13 protein-coding genes are annotated in these 14,731 nt (G+C 43.9%); all 13 read right to left on the bottom strand.

Going from position 1 to position 14,731, the window contains the following annotated elements; genetic code table 11:
• Positions 1 to 67: 67 nt before the first annotated feature.
• The 13 genes from BN1067_RS08395 to BN1067_RS08335 all read right to left on the bottom strand — a co-directional run bounded on the left by BN1067_RS08395 (position 68) and on the right by BN1067_RS08335 (position 14,684).
• Entirely contained in the window at positions 68 to 1,837 is a 1,770-nt protein-coding gene (locus BN1067_RS08395; RefSeq protein WP_053218433.1) for a glycoside hydrolase family 2 protein, read from the bottom strand.
• 17 nt (positions 1,838 to 1,854) lie between these two features.
• On the bottom strand, positions 1,855 to 2,688 hold the full coding sequence (locus tag BN1067_RS08390; RefSeq protein ID WP_053218432.1) for a carbohydrate ABC transporter permease: 834 nt from the start codon (positions 2,686 to 2,688) through the stop codon (positions 1,855 to 1,857).
• Positions 2,685 to 3,620 (bottom strand): carbohydrate ABC transporter permease, encoded by a 936-nt coding sequence (locus tag BN1067_RS08385; protein WP_053218431.1) that lies wholly within the window; start codon positions 3,618 to 3,620, stop codon positions 2,685 to 2,687. Before BN1067_RS08385 ends, BN1067_RS08390 begins: the two co-directional genes overlap by 4 nt.
• A 99-nt stretch (positions 3,621 to 3,719) precedes the next feature.
• A complete protein-coding gene (locus tag BN1067_RS08380; protein ID WP_053218430.1) occupies positions 3,720 to 5,009 on the bottom strand; it encodes an ABC transporter substrate-binding protein in 1,290 nt (429 codons plus the stop codon).
• A gap of 56 nt (positions 5,010 to 5,065) precedes the next feature.
• Positions 5,066 to 6,091, bottom strand: coding sequence for a family 43 glycosylhydrolase (locus tag BN1067_RS08375; RefSeq protein WP_053218429.1), 1,026 nt, complete (start codon positions 6,089 to 6,091; stop codon positions 5,066 to 5,068).
• Between the two features lie 215 nt (positions 6,092 to 6,306).
• The gene (locus tag BN1067_RS08370) at positions 6,307 to 7,230 is read right to left on the bottom strand and encodes an ArsR/SmtB family transcription factor (RefSeq protein ID WP_053218428.1); all 924 of its coding nucleotides are present in this window, start codon (positions 7,228 to 7,230) and stop codon (positions 6,307 to 6,309) included.
• Between the two features lie 157 nt (positions 7,231 to 7,387).
• On the bottom strand, positions 7,388 to 7,762 hold the full coding sequence (locus BN1067_RS08365; RefSeq protein WP_053218427.1) for a PH domain-containing protein: 375 nt from the start codon (positions 7,760 to 7,762) through the stop codon (positions 7,388 to 7,390).
• Between the two features lie 143 nt (positions 7,763 to 7,905).
• Positions 7,906 to 8,475 carry an isochorismatase family protein gene (locus BN1067_RS08360; protein WP_053218426.1) on the bottom strand — a complete coding sequence of 190 codons (570 nt, stop codon included), beginning with the start codon at positions 8,473 to 8,475 and terminating at the stop codon, positions 7,906 to 7,908.
• 380 nt (positions 8,476 to 8,855) lie between these two features.
• The gene (locus BN1067_RS08355; protein WP_053218425.1) at positions 8,856 to 9,677 is read right to left on the bottom strand and encodes a carbohydrate ABC transporter permease; all 822 of its coding nucleotides are present in this window, start codon (positions 9,675 to 9,677) and stop codon (positions 8,856 to 8,858) included.
• On the bottom strand, positions 9,674 to 10,537 hold the full coding sequence (locus BN1067_RS08350) for a carbohydrate ABC transporter permease (RefSeq protein ID WP_199868491.1): 864 nt from the start codon (positions 10,535 to 10,537) through the stop codon (positions 9,674 to 9,676). Before BN1067_RS08350 ends, BN1067_RS08355 begins: the two co-directional genes overlap by 4 nt.
• 15 nt (positions 10,538 to 10,552) lie before the next feature.
• Positions 10,553 to 11,779 carry an ABC transporter substrate-binding protein gene (locus BN1067_RS08345; RefSeq protein WP_234400652.1) on the bottom strand — a complete coding sequence of 409 codons (1,227 nt, stop codon included), beginning with the start codon at positions 11,777 to 11,779 and terminating at the stop codon, positions 10,553 to 10,555.
• A 121-nt stretch (positions 11,780 to 11,900) separates the two neighbouring features.
• Positions 11,901 to 13,586, bottom strand: coding sequence for a glycoside hydrolase family 13 protein (locus tag BN1067_RS08340; RefSeq protein ID WP_053218424.1), 1,686 nt, complete (start codon positions 13,584 to 13,586; stop codon positions 11,901 to 11,903).
• 81 nt (positions 13,587 to 13,667) lie between these two features.
• Positions 13,668 to 14,684, bottom strand: coding sequence for a LacI family DNA-binding transcriptional regulator (locus tag BN1067_RS08335; protein WP_053218423.1), 1,017 nt, complete (start codon positions 14,682 to 14,684; stop codon positions 13,668 to 13,670).
• Positions 14,685 to 14,731 lie beyond the last annotated feature (47 nt).

Below are 14,731 nucleotides of genomic sequence, written 5' to 3'. Positions count from 1 at the left end.
TAATTTTGGGGACTGTCCCCTCTGGCTCTGTCCCCTCTGGCTGTCCCCTTCTCTCTGTCCCTTCCCTCTAGTGTTTGCTTTGATTGATTTTTCTGATGGCATCGAGATCGCATTTTGGTTTGCGATGATAGGTTAGCAGGCCGTTGATTTCCTGCTCGACGTCAGTCAGCTGTGTATAGCAGAACCCTTGCAGGGCAGGTGCATTCAGCAAAGCTTCAGTCATCTTCCGGTATTGATCCACCAATTCTTCTCCTGACTGGACTGCAGAATACCCCCAGCCATTTGGCTGGTCTGTTTCTTTCACGTCATAGGCAATTCCGCCGTATTCGGTCACCAAAATCGGTTCTCCCCGGTGGCTGAATCCACGGGCATAAATCGGTCGCTGTGCAGGTTCAGTGGTGATGGCCGTGTCTACTGACTGATAAGCGGCTGCCATCTCTTCTGCAGAGCGGTAATTATGAATGCCGCAAATATCGGATATCGTATGCTCCCAGCCTTCGTTGGAAACGACAGGTCTGGTTGTATCCAATGACTTCGTTAAGTAGTACATCGCTAAGGAATGGTGTTGCTGCTGCTCTTCCCTCGCAACCCTGGAAATCCCCCAACTCTCATTGAGCGGTACCCAGGTAACGATACATGGATGGTTGTAATCGCGTTTTACCGCTTCCGCCCACTCTGCTGATATCCGCTCAACAGCTGCTTCACTGTATTCCGAACAATTTGCCATTTCTCCCCAAACGAGAAAGCCCAAGCGATCGGCCCAGTATAAGTAACGGGGATCTTCAACCTTTTGGTGTTTTCGTGCGCCGTTAAAACCCATTTCCTTCGCCAGTACAATATCCTGTTTTAACGCGTCATCTGATCCTGCAGTCAACAATCCACCTGGAAAGTATCCCTGGTCCAGTACAAGCTTCTGAAAATACGGCTTATTATTCAGCATAAAGGTACCATCTTCCACAGACACCTTACGCATTCCAAAATAACTGTCTGCTTGATCCAACGTCTTGCCTTCACGATTCAATCGCAAGGTGACATCGAATAAATTAGGTTGCTCCGGGCTCCAATACCAGCCAGGTCCGTGTATGTTGCTGCGATCAGTAAAGCGGCCGCGGATATCGAAGCTGCGTTTCAAGTGGCGATGATACACATGAATCCGTTCGGAAACGACTGGTTCACCCTGGAAGTTGATGTCGACTAACAATTCTGTCTCATCATGAATATCACCTACAATTTCCGCTTCCAACTCAATCGAACCGGTATCGATATCCGGTGTCCAGCGCACCTGGTCGATTGATGTTTTTGCCAACGGCTCCAGCCAAACTGTTTGCCAAATCCCTGTCGTCCTTGTATAAAAAATCGAAGCCGACTGTTCATGCCAGTACTGCTTACCACGAGGAATCGTTGTGTCCTCGGATGGATCTTCCACACGCACTACTAAATCATTATCTCCTTCCCTCAATAAAGGTGTAATTGCTGCGGAAAAAGGAACGTTTCCGCCCTGATGATAAGCGACTTGTTCCCCATTGATGTAAACCCATGCCCTGTAATCAACCGCGCCAAAGTGAAGGACGATTTCCTGCCCCTTCCAGGTTTCCGGTATGGTGAATACCCGATGATACCAAACAATATCGTGAAACGTTGGATCCCCTATCCCGCTATTAGATGCCTGATAGGCAAACGGAACCTGAATCGTCCGGCCCTTTGGAAAGGAGCGGTACCACTTTTCGGTTAAACCGACTTGCTCATCATCGAAAGCAAAGTTCCATTCTCCATTTAAATTCAGCCATTGTTTTCTTTGAAATTGAGGTCTTGGATATTCTGTTTGTAAGTTTGCCATATGCTACCTCCGATGAGTTATTTTATACCTGTTTGCGTAATTCCTTTAATTAGTTGCTTCTGTCCAATCAAGAACACGATAAGAATTGGTACTGTGGCAATTGTCGTCAGTGCCATTAATTTTCCATACGAAGAAACAAAGCTACCCTGCTGCATAATCGCGATTCCAGTAGTAATGGTCCTCATTTCTGGTGTATTGGTGGCAACCAGCGGCCATAAGAAGTCATTGTAAATTTGCATGAATGAGAAAATGGCCAGCGTCCACAAAATTGGTCGGGCTGAGGGAACCACTATGCGCAAAAAGATTTGCCATTTGTTTGCACCGTCCAAATGAGCCGCTTCTTCCAATTCTTTTGGAAACGACCGGAAAAATTGATAAAGCAAAAACACGCCGAAAGCGTTGGCTGTATAAGGAAAAATCAACACAGCATACGTGTTCAACAATCCAAAGTTGCTGAATTGCATATACATAGGAAGAAAGGTGATCACAAAAGGAATCATCAATGTACTAATAAATAGAGGGAATAAATATTTTTTAAATGGAACGTCCAGTCTTGCCAAACCGTAAGCGGCCATCGCATCAATCGTCACAATGATCGCTGTACCGGCAATTCCGGCAAACAAGGAGTTGAACATCCATTTAAAAATCGGAACATCTACCCCTTCTCCAAGCAAGGTATAGGTATAATTTTCAAAGGTGAAATCCTCTGGTATCCAATTCAGGCCTCCGGCAATCGCCTCAAAATCATTTTTAAAGGATGTGGAAATCATCCAGGCGAGCGGGATGAGAAACAAAAGTGCAATGATGGTCGCAAGAATAATCAATGCTGTCTTTTTTCCTGTTTGTTTCATTTGGCCTTCCTCCCTTCCTGCGTCCGGTTGGATATTTTAAACTGAACAATCGATACGGCAATCATGATCAAGGACATAAGCAAGGCCATTGCCGATGCAATCCCCAATTCCCGCTGCTCAAATGCCAGGTCGACGATACCCATTAATAATACTTCTGTCGAATCTCCTGGACCTCCCCTTGTCATCAAATAAGGTTGGCCGTAGACATTGAATGAAGCAATCGTTGAAGTAATCACGACAAATAACATAATGGGCCGAATCGACGGAAGCGTAATATGAATGAATTTTTGCCAGGCAGAAGCCCCATCAATCGAGCTTGCTTCATACATATCTTCCGGTACCTCATTCAGTGCATTGATGAAGATGATCATGTTGAATCCCAGCGTCCACCAGACTGTCGCTCCCACCAGGGAAATCCAGGCAAATGGCTGTCTGGTCAGCCAAGGGACAGGGTCCATACCCAGATTCATCAGAAAGTTGTTTAACAATCCAGAATTGGTGTCGAGAATCCATAAAAACAGGATGGAAATAACCGAAACCGAAATCGCGTAGGGAATAAAGTAAATGGTACGGAACAATCCCCTGATTTTTCCCGGCAGGTTGTTCAACAACAATGCCAGGGCGAGACCGATAATGACGAGCAGCGGCACGGAAAATACAACGAATTTGATTGTATTCCATAGCCCATCGAAAAATATCGCGTGCATCGCTGAATCTGGATTGAAAATCCGGGCATAATTGTCCAGTCCTATAAACGGATGTTCTTGCTCCAGCAAGTTATAGTCATTAAGACTGATGTAAATTCCATAAACAAGCGGAAAAAACAAAAAGGCCAAAAACATGACCAAATACGGCAACACAAACAAAAAGGATGTCAGCTTGGAACGCCGGTCTCTTTTTGCTTTGCTGATTGGCTGTCTTACTTTGTCCATTGCCTTCACCTCAATTTCATGTAGCTTTGACGTCCAGCCAGGGCATCATATTTTCATAGAATAAGCAGGAGCTACCGCTGCCTGCTTATTCCATCTTGGTTACTCTCCTAATGCCTGCGAAGCCTTTTGCTGGGCTTCTTCCAAGGCTTCTTCAATATCTTTCTGGCCTAACAGCGCCACATTGATTGCTTCCATTAATGGAGTTGTTCCCAGACCCCAGTTTTCGACGTCAGGAGCAAATGTGACGTAATCAAACTGCTTGGCTACTTGTGGAGACTGATCATTCACTTCCTGGAATTCATCACTTTCATATACTGCTTTCGATGCCGGTGCCTGGCCGGATTCTGCCCATGACAAAGCATTTTCTCCAGCGTAGCTTAAGAAGTCGGTAATGGCGTCCAGCTTTGCGTCATCTGTGTTTTGCGGGATGACAAAGTTATGGGAGTTGGCATATACACCTTCTTGTTCGGTTCCAAGCTGCGGGACTGGTGCCACACCATAATTAATGCCTGATTCTTCCCACTGCTCAAGCATCCATGGCCCGTTTAACTGCATTGCACTTTTACCTTGCAGGAACAGGGTGACCTCGCCGTCCTGCTGTACATCCTTTGGAGAAACCTCGTATTCTTCAATCAGTGATTTTTCAAATTCCAATGCTTCTACAACCGCATCAGACGTAAATTGTACCTCTCCGTCTTTATATAACGCACCGCCATTTTGATTGACGATCGTAGGGAAAATGAATTCTTGTGGCCATAAGGTAGGAACTGCATAACCCCATTGGTTGTTTTCTTTGTCTGTCAGCTTTTGTGCATATTCAATGAACTCTTCCCGATTGGTTGGCGGCTGTTCCGGGTCAAGGCCGGCCTCTTCGAACAGGTCCTTGTTCCAATAGAATAATAGTGGATGAATGTCCAGCGGTACCCCGTACAGCTCGCCATCCACTGAAGCACCTTCTATAGCACTAGGGTGGTATTCTTCTTCGCTGATTTGGTCACCCATAATATCATCCATATTTCGAAGAACATCTTTTTCTGCATAAGTGAAAATTTGGTCCCCATGCATGATCATGAGATCCGGCATGTTTTTCTCCCCATTGATGGCCAAGTCGACATTCTTGTAATATTCGGTTTGCGGAACGATTTGAAAATCTACCGTATATTCATCCTGTGAATCGTTATAACCATCGACAATTTCTTTCATGTACGGACCATCCGGACCAGAGAACGGAGCCCACAATGTAATTTTAGAGCTGTCTCCGGATCCACCACCTTCGTCTCCGCTGCCACCATCGTTATCTGCTACACCGCTGTTACCGCTGCATGCAGCCAATACCATGGCCAAAAATCCAACAAACAAGGCTACTACCCATTTTTTCGTCTGTCTCATCCTAACACTCCCTCTTTTTTAATAAGCGCTTACATATTGTGAAAAAATGAATCTGTCTAATCAGTGACGGGGACTTTTTGCGGTTCCTCGCTTGGCTTTCCATTTCCGACAGCAGGCCATCCATCCTGCCAGTTAATCGGATCAATCATCAATGGTCGCCTGGATGCTCCCGTCCACAATAGAGGATCTTCTTTTTCAATCGCATGGTACACGATCCAGTCTTCTCCATCTTCATCTGTGATAATGGCATTATGTCCCGGACCAGCAAATTTACTATCTGCATCAGCGGTCAATATGGTGGTTCCGCCATTTTCTGTTAATGCTTTGCCCTCTAGGTCGACGTATGGCCCCTTAAAACTGTCTGCACGCCCGATGGCAACATGATAACTGCTGTTTTCCCCTTCGCAGCAGGATCCTTTTGATCCAAAAAAGTAATAGTGCTCATCTCGCTTTACAATGTAAGGCGCTTCATAGTCAGTTCCGGCAATCTCAAAGGGTTCTCCTTGAACGGAAAGTCCGTCTTCTGCCAGCTCGATTCCATAAATTCCACGAAAGCTTCCCCAGATCAAATACGCTTGGTTGTCTTCGTGATAGAAAAAGGGATCAATGGAATTATCCACGCCTATTTCTTCACTGGTGAACAGTTTTCCCTTATCCTCAAAGGGCCCTTCAGGTGAGTCTGATACAGCTACACCAATGCCTGGATTACTGTCTCCCCATACCGACAAGGAATAATACAAATAATAGCTGTCCCGGTAATAGTGAATGTCGGGAGCCCATAAACTGCCAGTCCCTTTCCAATCGGGCTTATTTTCGAAAGCTTCCCCAATGAATTCCCACTCCGTCAAATCTTTCGAACGGACAATCGGCACAAGTTTGGTATCGGAGTCGTCTCCCCATGCATCCTCTGTACCGTAAGCATAATAATAACCATCATCAGCTTTGATAATTGAAGGGTCTGCCAAAACTGGTTCGTATACTGGGTTTTGGTAAGTTTCTTGTGATTCGGTTGCCTTCTTGTCTGAAGAACATCCGAACAACATGGTACAAATAAAACCCAAAAGAAGTATTTTTTTCACCACGGCTATTTGGCCCCTCCTCCCTTCCCGAGAAAATGTAACCCTTTTCATGTGGTTATTATAATATATTATGCTGTTTTATTTCAAGTATTCTTGTTATGAAATATAAAAAAATATAATAACAATTCGCTATACATTGACCCAAAGAAAAAATAATCATTAATAAAACACCTGCATACCGCATAGTGCGGAATACAGGTGTTATACGGGCGGAAGCTTTAATTTTTTTCTTCAACTTTTAGTTTCATGACAATCCCTTGTTCATAATTACCGAACTTATTTCCAAACAAGTTCAAGCCGCCCATATTGACTGCATCGCTTTTTATTCCAATTTTAAATGAAATAAATGGTTTTTCTGCAATTTTCAACGTATCAATTGTGCAATCGCTGTTGACTTTGATTCCATCGAGAAAACATCCTTCTTTTGTAATGCGCCAATTTTTTAACAAGCCATACTGGGTATGGTTGGTCATCCACCAGTCCGGTGTAAGAAAACCACGCTCTCCACCGAAATCACCGGGCGAAGTCCAGGTTGTAATTTCATGTCCATTGACCCATACGGTAATATCGGATGGCCAATCCAATTTGTACAAAGGTGCTTCCGAACATAGCTCGGCACTGAATTCGATTTGTGTCGCTTTATCCCCGTATGGAAGCCTGTTCGGGAACCGGTATTCGACATGTCCTGCTTTGAAGAAAAGGAGTTGTGCTTCTGAACGACCGATTTCATAGAAGGAACGCGGATCGTCCTGGATTCCGATGTAATCTGTTTCCCCGACCAAGCCGCAACTCGGCTCCACCTCACAGTCGCTATACTCACCGATCGGCATATCGTACACAACAGCATGCTCCGGCTTTTTCGTTTCCTGAGGACCGATGTCAATAACGATTTGATCATAGTTTTTCGTGTTGATTTTTTGCGTTCCCCGGCCAGGAAGCAATTCGGTAATAATCAAATTGACATCCTCTAGTTTTTTGACATTGACAGCTGTCGTCGAAAATGGTAAATTCAACCGCTCGGCCAGTTCATTGACATTGTGCGGCCGCTCGCTGAGCAATCGCAGTATCGCCATTCTGTGTTTATTCGATATCGCTTTACATATTTCAATCGCTTCTTCGAAGTTTAAATGTAACGTTCGCATGATTTTCCCCGCTTTATTCTAACTTTTGTTGTAATAATAAGAAGTATAAACTAAAGCGCTGCCATTTAAAAGCATAAAACACCCCCGCGCGGGGACTGACCCTCACCACTCTACCACGACACAGTGCTAATACGTTGGGGGACTGTCCCCAAAAGGGTTAAGAAAAGTTCTCCATGATTTCTTTGATTTGATCGGCTGTCTGCTGTGGGACATTGCTTATGGTAATATTGCCTTTCGTTGTTTCTATATTGATTACGGCACTCCCGTTTTGATTATCGACCTTGCAGGAGATTATTTCTTCATTCGGTACTTTGAGATCATTCGTTTGATCTGCAGCAGCCATATGATAAAAGCACGTTTTTTTATCAGTTACAAATAACAGTTTAGTTGGTTTATCGCTTGGAGCGGCCACTCCGAGCAGCGTCTCACCCTCTTGCAAATTATTGTCGGAAAATGTCCGGATATACCTTTTCATAATTCCTTTTCTGCCGAAGCCTGCATTTTCTATCGTGTTTTTGATGCTGTCGAACATATTGATCCCTGCCTTTCTCTACCGATTATACCGCAAGGAAACAATTGCAACAAAAAAGAGCCCTGGTTGTCTGTGTTTTAGCCGAAAGCTCCCTAATCTTATCTTTTAATTTGTATAGTTTCTCCAATTAATGTGCCGAAAACTTAATCCCCTTCTTCTCTGTATTTATTATGCTCCGCCTCGAATAAATCCTCCTCCGCATTTCGGACGATAGAGAAATTATCCACATTATAATGTCCGTGCAAGATTTCATTATGGTGAAGAATGATCTTGCTTGCTGGTAATACTTTGGAATCGCTTGTCGTATGTCCATCCCCGACCAGCGTTACATCAAACTGGTTGATGGTCGCTGTTCTGACAGCTGTATCAATACAATGTTCTGTCTTGCAGCCCATGATCACAAGATGTTCCACCTTGTTATCGGTTAAAAGGGAGAGTAAAGGAGTACCGTAAAATGAGTTGGTAGCCTTTTTATTGATAATCACAGCATCCGAGGGAACATTAATATCCTTGTGGACTTGAAAACCAGCACCTTCTCCGCCAGCAACATCCAAATCTCTTACAAACACAAGCAGCGCCTGATGGCTCATAGCCTTTTCAATCACTAGATTGATATTGGCAATCACCTTAGCCTTTTCCATAACCCCTTGTTCCACTTCACTTCCTTCCATTAAATCCTGTTGTGCATCGATTACTAAAAGAGCCTGATTCATCCTGATTCCCCCTGTTTAGTTTGTCGAACAGCAAAATTAGAGAAGCTAATTACTTGATAATGGATTCCTTGTTGCTTGTCACAATTTCATTTCAAATACTACCTATAGATTAACACGATACCCCTCACAGTCGGAGGAATTTTCAAAAATTTTTTCTCGTAGCTTCGAAAGACTCCCTCTGAATCCACATAATCAAAAATGCACCGTGCAAAGAGCACAGTGCATTAATTTTACATTTCTACCTGGGAACCGCCGTACTGCTTGCGGGATGTCTTAAGGGGTCAGTCCCCCACCGCTCTAACGCGACGCAGCGCTACCTCATTGGGGGACTGACCCCCTCCTCGACCCCTCCTCGCTTCCCTACCTCGTTAGTCCGTTTTTTATTTGATCGCTCCTCGGACGACTCCGCTGATAATCCATTTTTGAGCGAACAAATAGACAATAATCATCGGAACCAGCGCGAGTAAATAGGAGGCGAAGGCGAGATTATAATTGGTGCTGAATTCGGATTGGAAGATGTATTGGACGAGCGGCAATGTCGCCTGTTCCTGGTCGGAAATTATGACCAAAGGAAGCATGAAGTCATTCCAGGCATACAAACAAGTAAGAATTGCTACAGTAGCATTCATCGGGGAAAGCAATGGGAAAATCACCTTCCAAAACACTTTCCATGGGCCTGCCCCGTCAACAATCGCCGCTTCTTCTAATTCTTTCGGAATCGATTTAATGTAGCCTACATAAATAAACACGTTAAAGGATAACTGATAGACGACATACAAAAAGATCAGTCCGAGCAAATTATCCATATTCCAAACTGCCGTTTGACGGACGATTGGCAGCATGATAATCGGAAACGGCACAAACATGGCACTGACAAAATAGTAAAATAAAAATTTGTAAAATCTTTTGTGCATATTCCGTGCAATTGCATAAGCCACCAGTGAATTTGTCATTAAAGTAAGAATAACCACAGATACGGTAACAATTAAACTATTACTGAGTGCATTGAAAAAGTTGGTCAGTTCGATTGCTTCGATAAAGTTGTCGAAACGCCAGTCTTGCGGTAAGGAGAGCAGTGGACGCGACATTTCTTCCGGCGATTTCAAAGCAACAGTTACCGTTAAATAAATTGGCAATAAAATAATAAGCGATCCTAAAATCAACAGGATGGTGACCGGCCAATTCGTTTTCTTATCCTTCACATTTCCACCTCCCGTTTCTGTAGGACTCTGATTTGAAAGATAGAGATTGCCATGATAATCACAAAATAGATAACCGCGTTGGCAGATTGGTAAGCAAATTGTCCGCCTTGAAAACCGCCTCGATAAATCAACAGGGAAATGGACTCGGTCGATTGGCCAGGTCCCCCTCCTGTCAAAGCGATGATATGGTCGAATACCATTAAAAAGTTCTTCATTGCCAAAACCATGTTAATGGTAAAGAATGGGGCAATCAACGGAAAGGTGATGCTGAAAAAATTTCGCCATTTACCGGCACCGTCGATCTTGGACGCTTCATAAATATCTTCTGGAACCGTTTGCAAACCAGCCAAGTATAAAATGGTATTGAATGCAGTTGCCTGCCATACGGCCATGATGACAATACCAATCCAGGCGGTGTCTGGATCTCCCAATATATTGGAAGTCAGCCAAGTGATCCCTAATGCTTCTGCAATATCAGGTAGAAAGTGAGTGAATAGAAAGTTGAAAATAAACCCGACGATTAAAATACTTAATATATTCGGGACAAAATAGACAGCACGCAACGTTTTACGGAATTTTACTTTGGCATTCAGGCCAATGGCAATCAACAAACTGAATATGTTAACGAGGATAGTGGAGACAATTGCAAATTGAAAAGTAAACCCATATGAACTAAGTGCACGCATATCCTGAAATACGTTCAAATAGTTTGCGAAACCAACAAAGTCCCACTCTCCGTACCCACGCCAATTGGTAAAACTATAAAAAATCCCTTGTAAAACCGGATAAGTATGAAATGCAAAAAACAGCAATAATGCAGGAATCGTCATGAGTAAAAATGCTCTGTTTCGCTTCACCATGTTATTCGCTCCTTTTTAATACCTTAACTGGACATTATCCCATTGGTTATCCATTTTTTTGAGAAAACGCTGCTTGTCTTTTTCTATATAAAATTCCTGCACCAAATTCTCCGCCCCTAATCCAGGTGGGTAAAAATGGTCTGGGAAACTAGTAATGGTACCGTTTTCAAAATTTTCGCGAATTCCTGCGGCTACTGGATCATCCGAATAAATATCTTCCACAGCTGAAAATGCTGCCTGTTCATCAATATATTGTTCCATCTGTTCCTGCTCTAGCATAAAATCGATAAAAGCTTGTGCAGCTTTCGGATGCTCGGTGTCCTTAGTGGCAGTTAACAAAACATCAACACCGGAGACTAATCGATTTTTTTCCACCTGGTTGTAAACGGGGAGTGGAAAAACACCAAGTTCAGCACCAGGATTCAACTTCAACAGCTCCGGGATAGCCCAATTGCCCTGTAAATAAAATACTCCTTCTCCATTGGCAAAAGCGGTGTTCCCATCGTTATAACCAACATCAAACATCCGATCATGCCCATATTCCAAAAGCTTTAGCGTTTTATCAGCCACTTCCTGATAATCATCTACGAAACTAGCCTCTTCGTTATTTTTTTTCAGTGCAAACCGCTCAGGCTCCATATTACCGGCAACTCCGTTCCACATCACCATCCCTGTCCATGCGTCCAGCAGGGTAAAATAAATAGGGATTTCGCCAGCTTCCTTAGCCTGGCCGAGTAACTCGATAAATTCATTCCAAGTCCCTGGCACCTCCATGCCTAAATCCTCGAACTTCTTCTTATTATAAATAACGGCATTAGCATTGGTGGCATAAGGGACACCGTAAGTACCGTCTGTTTCTGTCAGATTATCAAGCATATGTAAGTATGCTGGTTGAATTCCTTCCAACAACTTACTTCCCTGATAGTTGGTTAAAATCCCGGCATCTGCCAGTTCACCATATAAGGCATTCCCAGGAATCGCAAGGATATCCGGAATATCATTTTTCACAAGCCGAGTCCGCAAAATCGTTTCCGCTTCCGGCGGGGCATACAGATCGATGGTTATGTCAGGATGTTCTTGCTCGAACCTTTCAATCAATTTTTCATAGGTTTGAATATTTTCAGCTTTGTTACTGAAAAACTCTAATTCGATGTTTTCCTGTTCCGCCCTGCTATTCCCACACCCAGCCAACGCCAAAGCAACAACAACAGAAAGAATCATACCAACACCCTTTTTCCACAAAACCCTTCCCTCCCCATTGAATAAAATTTATATCAAGAGGGGTCAGTCCCCCACCGCTCTAACGCGACGCAGCGCTACCGCATTGGGGGACTGACCCCAACACTGACCCCAACATCAGCCATCAGGTTAGTTTATAAACGAATGTTTCGTATGGTTGAATGGTTACTTCGGTTAAATTTTCCTTATCGGTTCGTTCCTTGTTGTTGGTGATTAACAATTGTTGTTGTTTTCCTTTTGTTATATCAGCGAAACTCCGCTTTTGCTCCTTGCTGCTGAAATTACAGACGACCAGTAATATCTCTTCATCCAACAACCTGGTATAAGCGAATATTTCTTCGTCTTCTTCAAGCAACAGGTTATATTCACCGTAAACCATTGCCTTCTCTTGCTTACGGAGTTGAATCAGTTTTTGATAAAAATAGAAAACAGATTCCGAATCTTCGAGCGCCTTCTCGACATTGATTTCCTGATAATTCGGGTTAACTTGCAGCCATGGCTCTCCCGTAGTAAATCCTGCGTGCTTACTACTGTCCCACTGGACCGGTGTTCGGGCATTGTCACGGCTTCTTGCATAAATGGCCTCCAGCAGTTCAGCCGAATCAACCCCTTCTTCTTTCATCCGCTCTTCATACCAGTTCAATGTCTCAATATCGCGACATTCTTCTATAGAAGGGAACGGTACATTGGTCATCCCAATTTCCTCCCCTTGGTAAATATAGGGTGTCCCCTTCATCAAATGCAGACAAGCTGCCAGCATTTTTGCGGATTGCTCACGATACGGCCCATCATTTCCGAACCGGGAAACAGCCCTTGGCTGGTCATGGTTATTCCAATACAGACTGTTCCAGCCTTTTTGTTCCAGCCCTTTCTGCCACTTGGTCATAATTTCCTTCAATTCTGTCAGCTTCCACGGTAAGTTATCCCACTTCCCGTTCGGTCCATTGCCAAGACCAACATGTTCAAAGTGGAAAACCATCTGTAGCTCATGGCGGTCTTCAGCTGTAAACTTCTTCGCTTCTTCCACCGTGACACCCGGCATCTCCCCTACCGTCAGAATGTCATAATCCGATAATACCTTTCGATTCATTTCCTGTAAGAACTCGTGAATCCTCGGCCCTTGAGCAAAAAAATTACCGCCATCGGCAAAACGCTGCCCCGGTTCCGCTGCACTGTCCGGAAAACGCTGATCCTTGGAAAGAAAATTAATGACATCCATCCGGAATCCATCAACCCCTTTATCGAGCCACCAGCGCATCATCTGATAAATGTCTTCCCGAAGGTCGGGGTTTTCCCAATTCAAGTCCGGCTGCTTTTTACTAAAAAGATGCAGATAGTATTCATCTGTCTTTTCATCATATTGCCAAGCAGAGCCACTGAAGGCTGATCCCCAGTTGTTCGGCTCCCTCCCATCTTTGCCAGGCTTCCAAATATAATAATCCCGTTTCGGATTGCTTTTGGATGATCGGGACTCGACAAACCAGGCATGTTCATCGGAAGTATGATTGACAACGAGGTCCATAACCAGCTTTAACTCCCGTTTATGCATCTCGTTCAGCAATTCTTCGAAATCCTCCATGGATCCGAACTCTTCCATGATTTTATGGTAATCACGAATGTCATAGCCATTATCATCGTTTGGCGAGTCATAAACCGGTGATAACCAGATGACATCCACCCCAAGTTTTTTCAGATAATCAAGCTTTAAGGTTATCCCTTTGATGTCGCCTATTCCGTCCCCATTGCTGTCATTAAAACTTCTCGGGTAAATTTGATAGATCACACTTTCCTTCCACCATTGTACACTCATCTCTTCTCCTCCTCGGTTTACGTAAACGTTTACTCTTTTTCGTGAATAAAGTGGCTTGCTAGTTCACGCAAGCCATTCTGTTTAAACCAATTGCTTCACGGATTGTCGCTCGATGATGCGGTGTGGCATGATGATGCTTTTGCCAGTTGCTCCTGTTTCCATTCCTTCAAAAAGCAATTCTGCAGCTTTTCTCCCCATTGCCCGAAGTGGTTGTTCTACTGTCGTCAAAGGAGGGATAGCCATTTCTGAGATTTTCAAATTGTCATAGCCAATAATCGACAGTTCATCCGGTACACGGATATTCATTTGATAAGCAGTAGACATTGCTCCTATTGCCATTTCATCGCTTGCGGCAAATACCGCTGTTACATCGGATTCTGCTTTTATAAGTCTTGTAAATAAATCCCTTCCATCCTCATAAGAAAAACCATTTCCAGCAAATACGAGTGGTTCCTCATCGATTCTCGCCAATCCGAAGTCGAGTAAAGCTTCCTTAAATCCATCTATTCGTGGTTTTCCTGCCACAATGTCTGCAGGGTTTCCACTTAACATGGCAATACGGCGGTGTCCTTTTTTGATGAGATGAGCAGTAGCCGCATAGGCTGCATCTTTATCATCCACCTTTACATATGGAAGCTGATGTTTTTGCGATTTTGTCGATACGAGTACTGCAGGCACATTCATGGCAGCAATCGCCTCGTAATACGCATCCGTCAAAAAAGAACTGCCAAAGATAATCCCTTCCACCCGCTTTTCCGACAGAAGCTGAAGATAATCCAATGTCTTTTCTCCGCTTGATGAAGTGTTGCAGAAGATCACACTATGTCCAAGCCGGTGTGTCACTTCTTCTACTCCGTATAACAATTCGGATGTCAACATACCGGACACGTCAGGAAACAATACGCCGATTGTTTGCGTTTTGTTATTGATCAATCCCCTGGCTACGGCGTTTGGCCGATAGCCGAGCTCCTCGATCGCCTGCATAACAAGCTTTTCTGTTTTTTTAGAATAGCCAACAGAAGTTTGGTTTAAAATTCGCGACACCGTAGCAATCGATACATTGGCATGTCTGGCTACATCTTTAATGGTAGGCTTCATAGCATTCTCCCTTGGTCACACCGAAAAGTAAACGTTTTCTTTTTCTT

Source organism: Virgibacillus senegalensis (genome assembly GCF_000821245.2).
In the GTDB taxonomy this organism is placed as follows: domain Bacteria; phylum Bacillota; class Bacilli; order Bacillales; family Amphibacillaceae; genus Sediminibacillus; species Sediminibacillus senegalensis.
This window is presented reverse-complemented; position numbering and strand designations above follow the sequence as displayed.

What these genes read in the sequence shown, in the direction of transcription:
- BN1067_RS08390 (WP_053218432.1), bottom strand. Translation starts at nt 2,688, where the DNA reads ATGAAACAAACAGGAAAAAAGACAGCATTGATTATTCTTGCGACCATC.
- BN1067_RS08380 (WP_053218430.1), bottom strand. Translation starts at nt 5,009, where the DNA reads ATGAGACAGACGAAAAAATGGGTAGTAGCCTTGTTTGTTGGATTTTTG.
- BN1067_RS08370 (WP_053218428.1), bottom strand. Translation starts at nt 7,230, where the DNA reads ATGCGAACGTTACATTTAAACTTCGAAGAAGCGATTGAAATATGTAAA.
- BN1067_RS08365 (WP_053218427.1), bottom strand. Translation starts at nt 7,762, where the DNA reads ATGTTCGACAGCATCAAAAACACGATAGAAAATGCAGGCTTCGGCAGA.
- BN1067_RS08340 (WP_053218424.1), bottom strand. Translation starts at nt 13,586, where the DNA reads ATGAGTGTACAATGGTGGAAGGAAAGTGTGATCTATCAAATTTACCCG.
- BN1067_RS08360 (WP_053218426.1), bottom strand. Translation starts at nt 8,475, where the DNA reads ATGAATCAGGCTCTTTTAGTAATCGATGCACAACAGGATTTAATGGAA.
- BN1067_RS08385 (WP_053218431.1), bottom strand. Translation starts at nt 3,620, where the DNA reads ATGGACAAAGTAAGACAGCCAATCAGCAAAGCAAAAAGAGACCGGCGT.
- BN1067_RS08335 (WP_053218423.1), bottom strand. Translation starts at nt 14,684, where the DNA reads ATGAAGCCTACCATTAAAGATGTAGCCAGACATGCCAATGTATCGATT.
- BN1067_RS08350 (WP_199868491.1), bottom strand. Translation starts at nt 10,537, where the DNA reads ATGGTGAAGCGAAACAGAGCATTTTTACTCATGACGATTCCTGCATTA.
- BN1067_RS08395 (WP_053218433.1), bottom strand. Translation starts at nt 1,837, where the DNA reads ATGGCAAACTTACAAACAGAATATCCAAGACCTCAATTTCAAAGAAAA.